Here is a 16778-nt window from a genome sequence, read left to right as displayed (position 1 = left end):
GTCACTCACCTCACTCATTGACGAGACGGGCGTAGTAGCCGCCTTTGGCTAGCAATTCCTGGTGGTTTCCCTGTTCCACCAATTTGCCATGATCCAAGACCACTACATTGTCGGTGCGGGCCGCAATGGCTAAACGATGGGCGACGAAAATGATGGTCTTATCGGTTAATTGCATTAGGTGATCGACAATGTTGCGCTCGGTGATGGTATCCAGGCTGCTGGTTGATTCGTCAAAGATAAAGACCTGGGCCGGTGATAACAGCGCCCTCGCGATTGCTAAGCGTTGTTTTTGACCGCCGGATAAGGCGGCCCCACTTTCGCTTAGTTCAGTCGTATAGCCTAGTGGCATTTTCTCAATGTCGGTTTTGATCTCGGCCGCCGCACAAGCCTGTTCAATCTCCGCTTGGGTTAGATTGGGACGGCTGCCCAGCGTCAAGTTGTCGAGAATGGTGCCCGAGAAAATGAAGGGGTCCTGGGGGACATAGTTGATGAACTGTCGCAGAGTCGTGCGATTAACTTCGCTGAGGTCGTGTTGGTTGATAAGCACCTTACCTTGATCAGACGCGACGTCAAAGAACCCCACTAGGAGCTTAGCCAGCGTCGTTTTACCGGAGCCACTCATGCCAACAATGGTCAGCTTGGTGTGCAACGGAATGGTGAGCGAAAGATCCGTCAGGACGTTGGGCCCATAGCCGTAGGTGAAGTTGACGTGATCGAACTGAAGATCACCTTGCAGGGCTTGTGGTTGGGTGATGGGACGGGATTTAGCAAACTCGGACTCAACCAGGTAAACCTCGTTGAGTCGATTATTGGCGACCCGCGCCATTTGAAGCTTGGGCTGTAAGTTGATAATGCTTTCCAATGGATTGGTGAAGTAGGTCAATAAGGCATTGTAGGTGAACAGTTGGCCTAAGGTCATCTGGTTTTGCATGACCAGCAAAGCGCCAATCCACAAAATGACGATGTTTAAAATCATTTTGACTGCTAGCTTGATCGCTTGTTGCAGTTGATCAGTTTTTTGATAGCTGAACGTCTTCTTAAGCAAATCGACAAACTCATGGTCAACCTTGCCATAGCTGGTGGTTTCTCCGGTCATGGCTTTAATGGTTTCAATACCATTGAGGCTTTCAATAATTGATGAGCTGACAATGGCATTGCTTTCCATGGCATCTTGGTTCAAGCGGTTAAAGGGAGTCTTAAACGACCAAACAACCGCAAAATAAATCGGCAAAGCCACCAATGAAACCAAAAAGAGCGTGGTATTTTGGATGGCCAAGAAGATGCCGACGGCAATGACAATCCAAATATCCAAAAACATCGTCATGATCGTACTACCTAGGGCGTCGATGATCTTACTGGCATCGGAAAAGCGAGAGGTGATTTCCCCGACACGGCGGGTCGCAAAGAAAGACATCGGCAGTTCAAATAAATGCCGCACATAGCCTAGCGTGACGTCAATGGTGAGGCGCTGTCCTAACACAATCATGAGGAAGGATTGGGCGTACGTGAAGATTGCTTGGAACAGGTAAGCGATGATCAGGCCAGAGGCAATGATCGAGAGCGTGTCGCGCATCGCATTGGGCAAATAGGTATCAATGATGGCTTGGAAGAAATAGGAACCGGCAATGCTAATAATGGTAATGAGGACCGCGGCCAAAACAACTTCGCTAATCAGCCGCTTTTGCTTGACTAACAGCGGTACAAACGCAAATAAGCTGCCTTTGGTGTCTTTTTGAGGCGTATATGCGGAAGTCGGCGCTAAAAAGATGGCGACCCCCGACCATTCCTTGGCAAACCGTTCCTTAGGCATCTTGATGAGCTTGACCGACGGATCAGGATCGCCAATGATGAGGTGCGTTTTGGTGGCCTTAAAAACGACGTAGTAGTGGAGCAGCTTGCCATTTTTAATAACGTGGGCAATAAACGGATAAGGAACATCATTGGCATCAAATAGGGACATATCGGCCCGAATGGCTTTGGTTTCAAAGCCTAAATCTTGGGCAGCTTTGACAATGCCTAAGGCGGTGGTGCCGGAGTTGTCTGTCTTGGCTAAATTACGTAGATGAGCAAGAGAAAAGTCTGATCCATGACGTTTAAGAACCGTGTTAAGGGCAGCAACGCCACAATCACGTTCATCAATCTGGCTTGTGTAGTATGTTTTGAAGTTAGCGAAAAAAGTCAACTTTCTATCCCTTCTAAAAAGAGGTCAACATCAATAATGGTTAACTAGATGTATATTCAAAGATCCAGTTTTTTTACCAAGTTGTATTTTTTATTTCCGGATAACAGTATGCTCAGTCCAATGGCTATCAAAACGCAAGAGACAAAAGCAGTTGTCATCCAGTCGGGACCTTCCATGGAATTAAAATTGATGCCATTTGCTAATGTAATAAAAAAGTCCCAAAAAAAGTGAAGAAACATGGGTGCTAAAATGTTACTTGTTTTGATATAGGTTGCGCCTAGTATTGTCCCAAGGCCTATGGTTTGAATAATCTGAGCCAGTGTATTATTAAGAGGCTGTACTTGAAGGTTGCTTAAATGGTAAAGGCCAAAAAGAATACTGCTAATTATCAAAGAATTAACAGACCTTTTTCGCCACGATCCCGATAGAAAACTTGCAAGAGATCCCAGCACCATACCCCTCCATATGAATTCTTCTGGTACAGCGGCAATTAAACCAACTGTTATTGCCTCTGGAATTCTTGAGGGGTGTTGTAATACTAGCAGTATTCCAAAGTAGATCAAGAACAGCGTTGCAAATATGCTAGATTTTGACTTGAAGCGCTTCTTCGTGAAAGTGCAAAATATCTTGGCTTTTAGATATTGTTTGTTTAGTAGGATGGCAATCAGGAATTCCAGAACCTTGAAAGTGATGTTTATTGCCCAAAAGTGCTTATGAAAAGCAAGTTCCAGAAGTGGAGAGGTGACTAATTCATCAGCAGCCTCAAGAGTCAGTAGTGTAATCACTAGCTTATGCCAATTAGGTAAGCTTGATAGCGATACCCAGCGCAGTATGCGATTTTTCATAAGGATGTACTCCATTTAGTTGAAAGGGTGTCTTGTTCCAAATAAGTTAATAAAATGTGTAAGGTTTCTTGAAAGAATAAGGATCCTTAATGAAAAACAAGACCAATGAAAGTAATGATGGAGATTACTTACCTTGGTCTTGCTTTTCATTAACGGTTTTGAAGGACGCGGATACTAATTAATCGCGAACATGGGTGAAAGCCCACTTGCCAAATTTCCAAGCTAAATCAGGGAACTTTCCGATAACCTCACCAATAGCACCAGCGAGCTTACTGTATCCTCGGCAATAAGGGATAAGTCCGATATCGAGACTATTGACAAAAAATTTGATATAGGGAACATTGAAATTAATCTGACTTCTCGCGAGTAACTGAAAACTCAAGACAGGATACCAAGGTTTTTTGCAAACCCTACGTGAACATTCAGAGAATTCTGAATTTAGGTTTTTAGGTGAGCTGTTTGATCAGTTTTATTTTGACTCAGTATCACCAAAAGCCGAGGTGAAAATGTTAGTTCTCGTAAGGGTTATATTGATGACCAACGTATGGGTTGCAGTCCCCGTTGTGGCAATTAAACCATTTTAAATAATCTCCATATGACTGGTGATCGTGCCAGTTATAGCCACCAACTACTTCTTGAAGATCCTGACTGCTCAGCTCTTTAAATTGATTCATGAGAAGCGTCTCCTTTGTGTTTTGACCCTTTAATTGGAATAGCTCATCAGTTACTAGTACTAGCTTTGTAAAAACAAACTGTAAGTAACAAGGTATCCAATTTTGAATTTACAAACGTATTTGGCACTGGCAAGAACCTTAGTATAATGTCTTAGTTCTCAGTTATTCGCGAGAGGCCAGATTGTCTTTGTTTCTTCTAGGTTGACTTTAATCGCACCCCAGTTAGTCATTTTATGCAACCTAAAAACTTTAATGCGAGTCTTCGTCAGTATCGTGATTAGTACCATGATTGTCAGAAAAAAGAGACTTGTCTGTAAAGTCGGCCATGTATAATCCATTCCAGCTGGCTAGTTGACTAATGTCTTCTAATTTCATAAAAATTTGTTCCTCTTTTTTTGAAAAATGAATATTTGTAAAGCCGACAATGTTAACATAATTGACTAGCCTGTTAACAAGTGACTCAGGAGCATGCACATGATCTAGCTTTTTGTACACCTGCATCAACACGCCGGTGAGGTTATAAAGTTCGGAAGATTGAGCTTTATGCTTAACCAAACTATTATATAGTTCATGTACATATTGTTTGGATTGCCTTCTTACATTAGAGCTATTCAATATAATAACCTTCTTAATGATTTGTGATTGTAACAGAGCCCATGTGAATTTCTTTAACAACTGCTGACGCCTTGCCAGAAGCGTTTCCTGTTGAAGGTGTAGAAAATGATTCCAAGTTCTTGTAGAATACCAGGCCAAAAGCAGATTTTGATCTCATTTGGACACCAGCATGAGATTCTATCTGGTATAAGATTTCCATCTGGTAAATTAGTTAACAATTATTATATAAATGATCGCCTCCAAAGATTAGCCATGCCTAAACTTTACGATGCAAAGGTAACACCGATTATTTTGCGTGTCAAACAATAAATGGGGTTTACGAAAACTTTTTAATAAAACGAATAATTCAAACGTTGAAATATATCCATTTACAACAGACTATATTAATAAATAAATTTTTTATATTAAATAAATAATCTTAGACGGGCATAAACTTCTTAGCATTGTATGCAGACTCGCAATAGGTAGCCGTCTTTTTGCGCTACAGTAAAGTGTTATTAAGTGCTTAGCATGAATAAACACAGCAATTCCCTTTGGTATACCCACCTTAGCAAAGAAAAGTTCACAAGCTTGATGAACTATGACGAAAATTGGCGCTTTTTTTGACGAAGTTTCAATCACTTTGCCAACCCTTGGCGCGTGGAATGAAAGCGCTTATCATAAAAACCGTAGTCAGCTGATGAAATTAACGAGATGGTAACTAGACAAGCAGCACATGTGGAGGCAAAAGAAATGACAAACATGGCATTCCCGAAGATTGGTATTCGTCCGACGATTGATGGTCGGCGGCGTGGCATTCGTGAATCATTGGAAGATCAAACGATGAAGATGGCGCATTCGGTGGCGGATCTTTTGGCGGCGACGCTTAAATATCCGGACGGGTCGCCGGTGCAGACGGTGATTTCTGACACGACCATCGGCGGGGTTAAAGAAGCCGCGATGTCGAAAGAAAAGTTCGATCGCGCTGGAGTGTGCGGCACGATTACGGTGACCCCATGCTGGTGCTATGGCAGTGAAACGATGGATATGTCACCGGACCTGCCGCACGCAATTTGGGGCTTCAATGGCACTGAGCGTCCAGGCGCCGTTTATCTGGCGGCCGTGTTAGCGGCGCATGCTCAGAAAGGGATTCCGGCGTTCGGCATTTATGGTCATGATGTGCAAGACGCCGACGATACCAGCATTCCTGACGATGTCAAAACCAAACTGATTCGGTTTGCCAAAGGTGCGCTGGCGACCGGCATCATGCGCAACAAGAGTTACCTGTCGATCGGTAGTGTTGCGATGGGAATTGCCGGCTCGACCGTTGACCCTGATTTCTTCCAGGAATACTTAGGCATGCGTAACGAATATGTGGACATGACGGAAATTGTTCGCCGCTGGGACGAAGGCATTTACGACAAGGAAGAATTTGAAAAGGCTTTGGCCTGGGCTGAAAAGAATACCCCGATTGGTCCGGATCTTTACAACGAAGACGATCCGAACAAATTTACCGACGAACAAAAACATGAGCAACTTGTTGCTTGTGTAAAAATGACCATGATTGCTCGTGACCTCATGGATGGCAATAAGAAACTTGCCGACATGGGTTTCAAGGAAGAAGCAGAAGGGCACAACGCGATTGCGGCCGGCTTCCAAGGGCAACGGCAGTGGACGGATCATTTTCCTAATGGCGACTACATGGAAGCCTTCATGAATTCCCAGTATGACTGGAATGGTATTCATCAGCCGCATGTTTTTGCGACCGAAAATGATTCATTGAATGCGACCTCCATGTTGTTCAACTACCTGTTGACCAACACGCCGCAGATTTTTGCTGATGTGCGGACGTACTGGAGCCCTGAAGCCGTTGAGCGTGTCACTGGCACCAAACTTGAAGGGGTAGCCAAGAATGGATTCTTGCATCTTTCTAACTCCGGTGCCCAAACGCTTGATGCGACCGGTCAGGAGACAATTGACGGCCAGCCGGCGATCAAGCCGTTCTATGACTTAAGCGAAGAAGAAGCTCAGGCCAATCTTGACCACACTCGTTGGATTCCGGCTAACATTGGCTACTTCCGTGGCGGTGGCTTTTCATCTAACTATGTCACCCGCGGCGGTGAAAAGGGCATGCCAGTCACCATGGCCCGCCTGAATCTGGTCAAGGGTGTGGGTCCGGAATTACAGGTGGCAGAAGGCTATGCCGTTGATTTGCCGGAAAATGTTTTCGACATCATTAATAAGCGGACCGATCCGGGTTGGCCATCAACGTTCTTTGTACCGATTTTAACCGGTCATGGTGCCTTTAAGTCGGTTTATGACGTGATGGACAACTGGGGAGCTAACCACGGGGCCATCAGTTATGGGCATATCGGTGCTGATTTGATTACCTTAGCTTCGATTTTGCGGATTCCGGTGAATATGCACAATGTTCCTGAAGCCGACATTTTCCGGCCGCGGGCATGGTCGTCACTAGGCACGGAAAATCTAGAAGCGGCAGACTTCAATGCCTGCAAGAACTTTGGCCCGTTATACAAATAGCTGGGGAAATGAGTGATAACCATGGCAATAACAAATTTAATTGCCGTCGATCTGGGCGCGAGTTCCGGTCGCTTGATTTCCGGCCAGTTTGATGGTGACCAAATTCACTTAAAAGAACAGTTTCGCTTTTCCAATCAATCAGTGGCGGTGAATGGTCATCTGTATTGGGATTATCTGAAAATTTTCCAGGAAATCAAGTATGGCCTGGCCATTGCGCGGCGGGATCTCGGGCGGATCGACGGCATGAGTATTGATACTTGGGGCGTTGATTATGGCATCTTGAGTCAACGCGGTGAGCTGTTATTTGCCCCGCACAGTTACCGAGATTCGCGAACCGACGCCGTCAAAAAGGCATTTTATCAGCGCATGAGTCCGTGCAAGCTGTTTCTGGAAACCGGTAATCAGGCGGCCATGATTAATACCAATGTGCAGCTTTTTGCCGATGTGACCCGTTATCCGTTTTTGCTGACGGAAGGTGCGGATGTGTTGATGATGCCGAATCTGATTGGGTATTTCTTCACCGGGGTCAAACAGACCGATTTTACGATTGCCAGCACCAGTGGTTTGCTTGATGTTGCCAATCGTGACTGGGATGAAGCGGTTTTGCATAAGTTAGGTATTCCGCGGAGCTGGTTTGGTCAGTTGGTGACAGGCGGCGCCGTGCTGGGACCATTGCGACCGGAGATTCAGGCGGAATTGCAGCTGAATGAGGATATGCAGGTCATCAATGGTGTCGGGCATGATACCGCCGCGGCGGTGTTGGCGCTGCCGCTGACGCCGGAAGATTGGCAACAAACCGCGTTTATCAGTTGTGGCACTTGGTCCATCATCGGCCGCAAAACCGCCAAGCCGATCGTGTCACTGGCAGCCGCTGATGCCGGCTTGACCAATGAAGGCTGCTTTGACGGCAGCAATCGCCTATTACAAAACGTGACCGGCCTGTGGATCGTGCAGGAGTTGCAACGGGAATGGTCGTATCAAGGCGAGATGGTTGATTTTGGCAAAATGACGGCAGAATCGCAGGCGGCTGAATCCCTGCACAGCTACATTGACCCGAATCATCCGTTGTTCACCGGTCCGAGTCGGATGGAAGAAAAAATTGAAGCCTTCCTGCACCAAACCGGTCAGCCGTTGCCGCAAAGCCGCGGTCAGTTGGTGCGCACGGTTTTGGAAAGTCTGGCCATGACGTATCGGCAAACTATTTTCAACTTGGAACAAGCTGCGGAAATGCCGCTGACGAAGATCCACATGTTCGGTGGCGGAATCCAGAATCAGTTGTTAGTGCAGCTAACGGCGGATCTGACCCAAATGCCGGTCAGCGCCGGGCCGATCGAAGCCAGTGTGACCGGAAACATTGTGTCGCAGCTGCTGGTGCTGAAAAAATTAGCGCCGGAAGACGTGGCCGCAACCATGAAGCGGTCGTATACCGTTTCAACCATTCAGCCGCAAGCAGTGCCGGATCTTGACGCGCACTTCAAGGCGTTTCAACAGATGGTGGAGAAAGGCAAGGCCGTAGCGGCTGAGTTACCACCAAAAATGGAGGCGAAGTGATATGGGGACGACATCGAAGCAACCTGTCACCAAACCGGCAACGAAACCGATTGTGTACCTGTTTGCCATTCTGGGCGGCTTTGCAGGGCTGTTATATGGCTACGATTCAGGCGCCATTTCGCTGGCCTTGCCGTCGATTACCACCGCATTTGGCTTAAATTCAGCAGAAAAAGGTTTGGTTGTTTCGTTTCTGCTGTTCGGCGCGTTGCCGTCTATCGTAGTTTTTACCGCGATGGAAAAGAAAATTGAACGCCGCAATGTTTTAGTCCTCGGCGGCATCATTTTCATCGCCGGCAGTATTTTCAGCGCGTTATCAACAGATACGGTGATGCTGATGATTGCCCGCTTTGTCCTCGGGGTTGCGGCGGGGATCGCCAATATGTATGGCCTGATCTATCTTTCTGAATTGGCGCCAGCGCATATTCGCGGGTTAATGTCATCGCTTTACCAATTGAGTGTCAATGTCGGGATTCTGGCGGCTTATGCCGTTGGTGCCTATAACCTGCCGACTGATAGTTGGCGGTGGACGCTGGGTCTCGGGGCAGTGCCGGCAGCGGTTTTTGCCATTGGCATGATGTTGTCGCCGCAAAGTCCGCGTTGGTTGATTCGTGATCAGAAAGTTGACAAGGCGCGTAAGGTTTTAAAACGGGTCCGTGCCACTGACGATGAAGTCGAATCGGAAATTCAGGATATTCAAGATAGTTCGAGGTCCCAAGAAGCCGGGATGCGTGAGCTGTTTGGCGCTTTTAGACCGGCGATGTTGTTGCTGTTTACCTTGACCTTTTTCCAGGTGTTTACCGGTATCAACGCCGCGGTGTATTATGCACCCGAGATTTTCCACAACTTAGGGATGGCCAATGCCAGTATCATCGCCGATTTCGCAGTCGGTAGCGCCTTGGTGATTTCAACCTTGATGTCGCTGCCGTTTATTGATCGGTTGGGGCGGAAAAAGTTACTGGAAATCAGTCTCGCCGGTCAAGTGCCGCCTGCTATCGTGCTATGTCTGTGGTCTAACGATGCCACGATTGCGATTATTGCGATCTTCGTGTATGTCTTTGCTTTCGGGTTTGGATTAGGACCGGTCTTTTGGTCATATGTGCCGGAGATTCTTCCATTAAAAGCGCGGGCATTGGGGATGGGCGTCATTACGTTTACGCAGTATCTGTTTAATGGCCTACTGTCGTTGATTTTCCCGATGATGCTGGAAGCGATGGGCATTAACGTCTTTTACATTTTTGCGGCGTTGTCGGCGCTGGCGGTGGTTTATATTCACCGGAACGTCTTGGAGACTAAGGGGCGGACGCTGGAAGATATCGAACATTATTGGGAAACGAAGCATGCGTGAGAGGGTGAAGTGATGCTGAAGCATATTCCAAAACAGTTGTCACCGGCGCTGGTTGAGGCGCTGATGGAGATGGGGCATGGCGACGAGATTTTGTTGGCGGATGCTAATTATCCGGCGCGAACGAATAATGCGCGGGTGATTCGAGCTGATGGGCTGACGATTCCGACGCTGTTGCAAGGCATTTTGACGCTGATGCCGCTGGATCCGTATGCGGATTATCAGGCGGTGGTTCAAGCGGTGGTGCCGGGTGATAAGAATGTTCCGGAAGGTGAGCCACCGATCTGGCACGACTATCGCGCCGAGCTCGCCAAGGCGTTTCCGGACTTTCACCTGAAGTCGCTGGAGCGGTTTGATTTTTACGATCATTCCAAGCAGTGCTTCGCCATTGTGCAAACTGGTGAGCAGGCGTTGTACGGGAATTTGATTTTGAAAAAGGGTGTCATTGCGTAGCGGTAAGGTGATGTACTGAAAAGCGTAGGCTGTAGATTACTTGTCGTGCCAAACTCCGCAATCTCCGGCGGGTGCTGGGCTGGAACGTGGTGGGCACGACTTAGAGCCTCTGCAAGCCCGGCAGAGTCTCTAAGCTCGGCCTTGTACTACGCCGGGAAGATCACCCGGCTAGTACAATCTCACCACTGAGCCCGCCCCCGCCTCCGATTGCTTCGCCTTGGCACTACTAGGTCTTTCTAGCTTCTCGAATTAGCAAGTGAAACTTTTGATAATCAAAAAGACCGAACATTTCCATCTGGGAGTGTTCGGCTTTTTGCGGCTTAGCACAATTGAGCCGTTGCCGCTGAATTAAAAAAGCCGCTTCATCCTGGGTGTCTTTTGACACAACTGGGATAAAGCGGCAGTGGGGCTGAATCATCGCCTATTTGACGGTGCTGGCTGGCGCGACTTCGCCTGGCTGCATTTCGCTGGCTGGGCGTTGGGGATTTTTTGGTAACGGGACTTGCTTGGCTTTGATCGGGATGCCGGGGACGGCGATGGGTGGGACTTCTTTGTAGGGTTTTTGATAATTTTGGCCGCAGGAGTGGTAGTCGTCGAGTAAGCCCAATTTGATGAAGATAGCTTGTTGATAGGCGATGCGGGCGTTCCATTCCAAGGTTTCCATGATGCGGGCCGCAATGTGGAGGTCGGTGCTGGTGATGAGGATGCCGTGGCTGTCTAATAGGAAGACATTTTCCATTGCCTTGTCGCCGATTTCTTTCAACGCCGTGTAGACGGTGTTGGCGAGTTCCATGGACGTTGCCGGGGCAAATGGTAGCACGCGGATGCGGCCTAGCTCGCGGGTGGCTTCGGTGACGTTGGGCATGTCAAGTCCGGCAGTGGCCCAGAACATGGACTCTTCTGCGTGCGAATGATAAACGCAGCGAATGCCCGGGTGTGCGTTGTAGGCTTTCTCGTGCATGTTGACTTCGCGCGTCACGTCGCCGACACCATCGATTTTTTGGCCGGTTTCGGCATCGATGACCAGAATCTGCGCCGGATGTAGTTCGGAGTAGTAAGTTTCGGACATAAACGTCGGCGTCATGAGGATGTAGGGATGTTCCTGTTCGTCAAAAACCTTGACCGACATGTTGCCGCCTGCGACGTTGGTATCTTTGCGATCGAACATGACTCTGACTGTATGGGCAAGATCGTCACGTTCCGCCTGAAACATCATTTCCATTTTGAATAACTTCCTTCCATGATTGATTACCGTCATTATAGTTGAAAACGCTGTCGTAGCGGCGCTTGGCGAACAATCTGGCTAAAGCGCGGGAAACGCGGCAAAGAAGCTTCATAATTCGCCACAAAGCGTCATTTCTTGCAACCGCTTTCTCAGCCCTTTAAACTGGTTAAGGGTGAATAGGGGGACGATATTGTGTTTAAAAATGAAAGGCTCAATCGGATCATGACGATTCTGGAGCATAAAAAAGTGGTGAGCACGACGGATTTGGAGAAAACCTTATTTGTCAGCAATTCCACATTGCGCCGGGATTTAATGACTTTAGAGCGATTGGACAAGGTGCATCGTAGTTTTGGTTATGTTGAATTGGTGAAAGCAGACAATCTGGAATTGCCGTATCTGTTTCGGGGACAGGAGCGAGCGCCGGAGAAGCATCGAATTGCCGCCACGGCGAGTGTATTTCTCGGGGATAATCAGGCTATTTTCATTGATTCAAGCTCAACAGCGTCTTTTTTGGCACCATTCCTTGCCAAACTGAATCATGTCATCGTGATTACCAATGGGTTGCGGGTCGCGGTTGAACTTGATGGATTGCCGAGCATCAAGACCTTTGTCACTGGTGGGCGGTTGCGCAACGGCGCGGGTTCGATTATCGGGGATGATGCGATTGGGTTTCTCAATAATTTTCGGGCGAATCTGTTCTTTATGTCCTGTGTCGGCTTAACTAACGATGGCGTCTTCATGTCCAGCCAGGAACAGTCCAGCGTAAAGCGCGCCATGATGCAACATGCGGAGAAAACGATTTTGTTGTGCGATCACTCAAAATACAACGTTAAAAGCTATTACCGCCTGTGCCACGAAGATGAGCTGGAAGCCGTCGTCTCGGACGCGCGCCCGGATCAACCACTGGCGACGAGTTTGGAAAAAGCGGGCGTTGAGGTGCTGGTTTAAAGGCGCGTTAAAATGCCTGCTGAGCGAGCCGTTTGCTTGAATAATCCTTATCATTGAATAACAATGGTTGTGCACAATCTAATAACTGAATAATAGCGTCTAGCCGGTTTCTAACCGCGCCGGTTCACGCTCATATTAACGCGTTCACCAGCCCAGAAACCTGCGTGTAAGGACCTCGGTCGCAATGGTCAAAGCCCGACCATCACGCCCGAGGCCACTTACACTCCGGTTTCTAACCGGGCTGGTTCACGCTCAGGAGGGATTTTCATCATGACAGATAAACTAACCACAGGCGAAGGTCAGGCGTGGGCGGATAATAATCATAGTTTGACCGCTGGCGAACGTGGGCCGGTGTTGTTGCAGGATTATCAATTGTTGGAGAAACTGGCCCATTTTAACCGAGAACGCATTCCGGAACGTGTTGTGCATGCGAAAGGCGCAGGTGCCAAAGGTGTGTTCAAGTTGACGCATGACATGAAGGCGTACACAAAGGCGGACCTGTTTAATGGCGTTGGCAAAGAGACGCCGATTTTATTGCGGTTTTCGCAGGTTGCTGGTGAAAGCGGGTATCCCGACACGATTCGCGATGTTCGCGGGTTTGCGCTGAAGTTTTACACGCAAGCCGGTAATTATGACATCGTCGGCAACAATACGCCGGTCTTTTTCGTCAATGATCCGTTGAAGTTTCCTGATTTCATTCATTCGCAAAAGCGGGATCCGCGCACGCATCGGCGCGATAACAACATGCAGTGGGATTTCTGGGCGCACTCACCGGAAAGCACCCATCAAGTGACTTATCTGATGGGCGACCGTGGCAATCCCGCGAGCTATCGCACCATGAACGGTTATGGCAGCCACACCTTTAAGTGGGTTAACGCACAAGGCGAGGCTTACTGGGTTAAGTATCACTTCATCAGCCAACAAGGCGTCCAGAATATGACCGATGAAGTAGCTGCCAAAATAGCCGGAACCGATACTGATTATCTGCAAAATGATTTGTTTAGTGCCATTGAAACTGGCAACTTCCCCAAGTGGACGGTCTATGTCCAGATTCTGCCGTATCAGGAAGGTTTGGATTATAAGTACGATATTTTTGATGTCACCAAAGTGGTTTCTCACCACGACTATCCGCTGATTGAAGTCGGTGAGTTTACCCTGAATGAAAACCCGGAAAACTATTTTACCGATGTCGAAGAAGCAGCTTTTTCACCGGCCAATTTTGTTCCTGGGATTGAAGCATCTCCGGATAAGTTGCTGCAAGGGCGATTGTTTGGGTACAAGGATGCGGAGCGCTATCGACTCGGCGCCAATTACGAGCAACTGCCGGTCAATCGGCCGTTGAATCCGGTGCACAATTATGCGCGTGATGGTTTCATGGCTGCCAAGCAGGATCGGTCGGTTAATTACGAGCCTAATTCACATGGCGGTCCTGAAGAAGACCACAGCGCTCGGATCCATCAAGATACTGTTAGTGGCAAAATCGGCAACTATAAGCCTTACGATGAAGATAACTTCTCGGCAGCCGGCCGCTTGTATCGCGTCATGAGCGAAGACGAACGCACCCGCCTAGTCACAACGATTGTCAATAACCTCAAGCAGGTAACGAGCCAGGAAGTCCGCGTCCTCGCTGCGCATAATTTCTACAAAGCCGATCCTGAATATGGTAGTCGCATTGCTGAACAACTCGGGCTGTCGCTGGAAGACGTGAAGGCGGGTAAAGCCGAAGCCTAAAGCCAGGATTTATGCAACCAAGTGTCAGCGAATGATAGCAAAAGAAAAAGCTGAGATAAAAAGTCACACCTGTTCAGTTTCGACAGGGAGACTTTTCATCTCAGCCTTTTTAGGTTTCGAGATTAGCCGATATGGCGATTAAGCATCGTGACTTGCGGCCTGGGTTTGGGCATGTCTGGTTTTTAAGCCGATCGCAATCGCAAGATCACCGATGATTGCCAGGATTAATAAGAACCAAAAGGCGTGTAACGCGCCAACCGCGGTTGTGTGTGCCGTGGTCTTAGGCACTTGCGCCAAGGCAACAATCAAAGAGACACATGCGGTTCCCAAGGCAGCGGCAAATTGCTGCAAGGTGTTGAAAATTGCATTGCCATCTGTTGTTTCGGCTTTGGCTAGCTGCGCTTGGCCGCTGGTCATGATGTTCCCCATGGCAAAGCCGGTCCCTAACATGACAGCTGCATAACCAAGCATCAACATGACCGGCGTGGCTGTCAAGGCAGTGACTAACAAAAGCAGAATCCCAACCAGCTGCAAAGCTAAGCCAATAAAAATCGGCTTGGCCGGCCCCAAATTGTCATATAATTTACCACTCATTGGTGCCATTAAAGCTCCTAATGCCGCGCCGGGAAGCAGGAGCAGTCCGGCGACTAATGAACTTGTGTGGTTGACTAATTGCAGGTAGTTAGGCAACACAAACGCAAAGCCGACGTTCACGATCTGAATGATAAGAAACGTGATGACGTGCCAATCAAACGAGGCGTTGGTCAAAAGGCGTAGATTGATTAAAGGTTCTTTGACATGCAAGGAACGCAAGGTGTAACCGATGAGGCCTAAGATGGCAACGACGCCGTAAATCGCTGCTTGCCCGGGCGCGTTTTCGATGCGATTAAGGCCTAAGATAGCACCGGCAAAGAAGATCGCGATCAAGAGCCAAGCGATGAAGTCCAAATGAACATGGACCGGCTTGGTGACTTGCGTAATCGAAAGCAGCCCGAGAAACAAGGCAATCACCATGACGACTAGCAGGAAAATAAAGATGAGATGCCAATTTAAATCCACCAAAACCCCGCCATAAGTTGGCCCGAGTGCTGGCGCAATGGCCGTTACCAACGTGCCAATGCCCATCAAAAACCCGATTTTATCCAGCGGTGCCTGCTCCAGAATAATGTTGAACATTAAAGGTAAGGCAATCCCGGTGCCGCAGCCTTGAATCAGCCGACCAATCAGTAAAAGCGCAAAATCATTTGCAACACTACAAATGGCTAAGCCGAGGATGAAAAAAGCCGTTGCGGTTAAGAAAAGCTGCTTGGTGGTGAAGCGGCGTTTTAAAAATCCGGAAATAGGGACAATGATTGACACGACTAACAAATACCCGGTGGTTAGCCATTGAATCGTGCCCGTGTTGACCTGAAATTGTTTCATTAAAGTCGGGAAGGTGACATTCATGGCGGTTTCGATGAGGACACCGCAAAACGCCATGAGGCCAGTGGCGAGAATCGAGAGATACAATTTAGCTGATACTTTTCTTGTCATAAAAACCTCCGTTGTGTATAGTTCTATATAGAACTATATGTTACTATAGCGACTTATTTTTCTGAAAGCAAGTTATTCAGGCAGATGGCTGGTTTTGGACCAGCAGTAATTCAGATAATGGAGGATATAATGACTGATTCGATAGGTATCTTGGTCAAGAAACTGAATAACGATCTGCAACGATATGCAGATCGCGAGGCCAAACAAATGGGATTAACGCAGGTGCAGATGAGCATCATCGATTTTTTGGCGCGCAACGGTTCGCACCGCAGCCTTTACCAAACCGATGTTGAGCGGGAATTCAATATTCAAAAGTCATCGGCGACGGCACTGTTACAGCTTATGGAGCGCAAAGCACTGATCGTTCGAACGCCTTCAAAAGAGGACGCTCGGTATAAAGCGATTCAGCTTACCCCTAAAGCGGAACAAGATGCGGCGCATATTCGTGCGTACTTTGAACAAACCGATGCTTTTTTGCGAGATGCTTTGGGTGAGAATGCGGATGTCGTGGTGACGGCGCTCAAGCAGTTGCAGCAGGTGATGGCAGGCAAGCTTGCGCAGGTGGACAGGTGATAACCTGAGAGCAGCAGGTGAAGTTACCAGAAAGCTAGTTCACGGCAGATGTTTTCGTCGCATTTTCATCTATGCAAGTAACGGGTCAAAAGAATTGCAAATAGCAATCAGCCATCATAATATTTGAGCATGAAGAAACTGAACCAAGTTTACCGACATGGTGGTATTTTGCGATGGTTACTGATTGAAAAAGGGGGCAATGAATCATGGCGCGTACGAAGAAAATGCTGCTCGTCGTCGGCGCACTTATTGCGATCAGTGTGGTAGCGCTGCTTTCGATTCACAATGAATGGACGGATCGAATCAATCCGTTTATCAGCGAAGAAACAAGCTTTGCCAAAGTTCCTTTAAAGACCCAGACCTATCAGGACGTTAAGATTTACTCGAAAACCGGCAAAAAGCTTTCTTATACGTTAAAGCACGTCAAAGGCTATGATGCCACGCAGCAATATGCTGCCATTCAACACAAAGGCCAGTACGTGAAGCATCTTTCGTACGTTGCTAAAGCGCCGTTTGTCGAATGATTTAAATGGTACATCGGAATGAAACAAGCCCTCTGGTCGAGCGCCGTTACGGCATCTCGATC

The 16778-nt window shown here is 47.9% G+C and carries 14 protein-coding genes; 8 read left to right on the top strand and 6 right to left on the bottom strand.

The window, feature by feature from the left end:
* Window positions 1-10: 10 nt before the first annotated feature.
* The 4 genes from LACSTY_RS13015 to LACSTY_RS13000 form a co-directional block, all read right to left on the bottom strand.
* Window positions 11-2182 carry a peptide cleavage/export ABC transporter gene (locus LACSTY_RS13015; RefSeq protein ID WP_087912941.1) on the bottom strand — a complete coding sequence of 724 codons (2172 nt, stop codon included), beginning with the start codon at window positions 2180-2182 and terminating at the stop codon, window positions 11-13.
* Between the two features lie 56 nt (window positions 2183-2238).
* The gene (locus LACSTY_RS13010; RefSeq protein WP_191992412.1) at window positions 2239-3027 is read right to left on the bottom strand and encodes a CPBP family intramembrane glutamic endopeptidase; all 789 of its coding nucleotides are present in this window, start codon (window positions 3025-3027) and stop codon (window positions 2239-2241) included.
* A gap of 509 nt (window positions 3028-3536) precedes the next feature.
* Window positions 3537-3701 (bottom strand): bacteriocin class II family protein, encoded by a 165-nt coding sequence (locus LACSTY_RS13005; protein WP_151466791.1) that lies wholly within the window; start codon window positions 3699-3701, stop codon window positions 3537-3539.
* Window positions 3702-3950: 249 nt separating this feature from the next.
* Window positions 3951-4316, bottom strand: coding sequence for a bacteriocin immunity protein (locus LACSTY_RS13000; protein WP_087912939.1), 366 nt, complete (start codon window positions 4314-4316; stop codon window positions 3951-3953).
* Window positions 4317-5048: 732 nt separating this feature from the next.
* On the opposite strand from LACSTY_RS13000, the gene LACSTY_RS12995 reads away from it, so the two are divergent.
* From LACSTY_RS12995 to LACSTY_RS12980, 4 genes are read left to right on the top strand one after another with little or no spacing between them, the layout of a single operon-like run.
* On the top strand, window positions 5049-6836 hold the full coding sequence (locus tag LACSTY_RS12995) for an L-fucose isomerase (protein ID WP_087912938.1): 1788 nt from the start codon (window positions 5049-5051) through the stop codon (window positions 6834-6836).
* A 21-nt stretch (window positions 6837-6857) separates the two neighbouring features.
* Window positions 6858-8387 carry a rhamnulokinase gene (locus LACSTY_RS12990; RefSeq protein ID WP_087912937.1) on the top strand — a complete coding sequence of 510 codons (1530 nt, stop codon included), beginning with the start codon at window positions 6858-6860 and terminating at the stop codon, window positions 8385-8387.
* A 1-nt stretch (window position 8388) separates the two neighbouring features.
* The gene (locus LACSTY_RS12985; protein WP_087912936.1) at window positions 8389-9732 is read left to right on the top strand and encodes a sugar porter family MFS transporter; all 1344 of its coding nucleotides are present in this window, start codon (window positions 8389-8391) and stop codon (window positions 9730-9732) included.
* A gap of 12 nt (window positions 9733-9744) precedes the next feature.
* Window positions 9745-10182, top strand: coding sequence for an RbsD/FucU family protein (locus LACSTY_RS12980; protein WP_070651382.1), 438 nt, complete (start codon window positions 9745-9747; stop codon window positions 10180-10182).
* Between the two features lie 421 nt (window positions 10183-10603).
* Here LACSTY_RS12980 and LACSTY_RS12975 read toward each other — a convergent pair whose 3' ends face one another.
* Window positions 10604-11404 carry a class II aldolase/adducin family protein gene (locus LACSTY_RS12975; RefSeq protein WP_047107045.1) on the bottom strand — a complete coding sequence of 267 codons (801 nt, stop codon included), beginning with the start codon at window positions 11402-11404 and terminating at the stop codon, window positions 10604-10606.
* Between the two features lie 195 nt (window positions 11405-11599).
* Between LACSTY_RS12975 and LACSTY_RS12970 the strand changes: the two genes are divergently transcribed.
* Window positions 11600-12355: a DeoR/GlpR family DNA-binding transcription regulator gene (locus tag LACSTY_RS12970; RefSeq protein WP_087912935.1), complete on the top strand. Its 756-nt coding sequence runs from the start codon at window positions 11600-11602 to the stop codon at window positions 12353-12355.
* A gap of 270 nt (window positions 12356-12625) precedes the next feature.
* Window positions 12626-14086: a catalase gene (locus LACSTY_RS12965; protein WP_087912934.1), complete on the top strand. Its 1461-nt coding sequence runs from the start codon at window positions 12626-12628 to the stop codon at window positions 14084-14086.
* Between the two features lie 138 nt (window positions 14087-14224).
* Here the strand turns inward: LACSTY_RS12965 and LACSTY_RS12960 are convergent, their stop codons facing one another.
* Window positions 14225-15619 (bottom strand): MFS transporter, encoded by a 1395-nt coding sequence (locus tag LACSTY_RS12960; RefSeq protein WP_087912933.1) that lies wholly within the window; start codon window positions 15617-15619, stop codon window positions 14225-14227.
* Between the two features lie 129 nt (window positions 15620-15748).
* On the opposite strand from LACSTY_RS12960, the gene LACSTY_RS12955 reads away from it, so the two are divergent.
* Together LACSTY_RS12955 and LACSTY_RS12950 are read left to right on the top strand one after the other, a co-directional pair.
* On the top strand, window positions 15749-16192 hold the full coding sequence (locus tag LACSTY_RS12955) for a MarR family winged helix-turn-helix transcriptional regulator (protein WP_087912932.1): 444 nt from the start codon (window positions 15749-15751) through the stop codon (window positions 16190-16192).
* Window positions 16193-16398: 206 nt separating this feature from the next.
* Window positions 16399-16716 carry a YxeA family protein gene (locus LACSTY_RS12950; RefSeq protein WP_225362698.1) on the top strand — a complete coding sequence of 106 codons (318 nt, stop codon included), beginning with the start codon at window positions 16399-16401 and terminating at the stop codon, window positions 16714-16716.
* The last annotated feature ends 62 nt before the right edge of the window (window positions 16717-16778 follow it).

The sequence above is a fragment of the Lacticaseibacillus styriensis genome (genome assembly GCF_030770295.1).
Classification (GTDB): Bacteria; Bacillota; Bacilli; order Lactobacillales; family Lactobacillaceae; genus Lacticaseibacillus; species Lacticaseibacillus casei.
This window is presented reverse-complemented; position numbering and strand designations above follow the sequence as displayed.

Excerpts from the sequence above, each read along its gene's own strand:
- LACSTY_RS13010 (WP_191992412.1), bottom strand. The coding sequence starts at position 3,027 with ATGAAAAATCGCATACTGCGCTGGGTATCGCTATCAAGCTTACCTAAT.
- LACSTY_RS13005 (WP_151466791.1), bottom strand. The coding sequence starts at position 3,701 with ATGAATCAATTTAAAGAGCTGAGCAGTCAGGATCTTCAAGAAGTAGTT.
- LACSTY_RS12995 (WP_087912938.1), top strand. The coding sequence starts at position 5,049 with ATGACAAACATGGCATTCCCGAAGATTGGTATTCGTCCGACGATTGAT.
- LACSTY_RS12990 (WP_087912937.1), top strand. The coding sequence starts at position 6,858 with ATGGCAATAACAAATTTAATTGCCGTCGATCTGGGCGCGAGTTCCGGT.
- LACSTY_RS12985 (WP_087912936.1), top strand. The coding sequence starts at position 8,389 with ATGGGGACGACATCGAAGCAACCTGTCACCAAACCGGCAACGAAACCG.
- LACSTY_RS12980 (WP_070651382.1), top strand. The coding sequence starts at position 9,745 with ATGCTGAAGCATATTCCAAAACAGTTGTCACCGGCGCTGGTTGAGGCG.
- LACSTY_RS12975 (WP_047107045.1), bottom strand. The coding sequence starts at position 11,404 with ATGGAAATGATGTTTCAGGCGGAACGTGACGATCTTGCCCATACAGTC.
- LACSTY_RS12965 (WP_087912934.1), top strand. The coding sequence starts at position 12,626 with ATGACAGATAAACTAACCACAGGCGAAGGTCAGGCGTGGGCGGATAAT.
- LACSTY_RS12960 (WP_087912933.1), bottom strand. The coding sequence starts at position 15,619 with ATGACAAGAAAAGTATCAGCTAAATTGTATCTCTCGATTCTCGCCACT.
- LACSTY_RS12955 (WP_087912932.1), top strand. The coding sequence starts at position 15,749 with ATGACTGATTCGATAGGTATCTTGGTCAAGAAACTGAATAACGATCTG.
- LACSTY_RS12950 (WP_225362698.1), top strand. The coding sequence starts at position 16,399 with ATGGCGCGTACGAAGAAAATGCTGCTCGTCGTCGGCGCACTTATTGCG.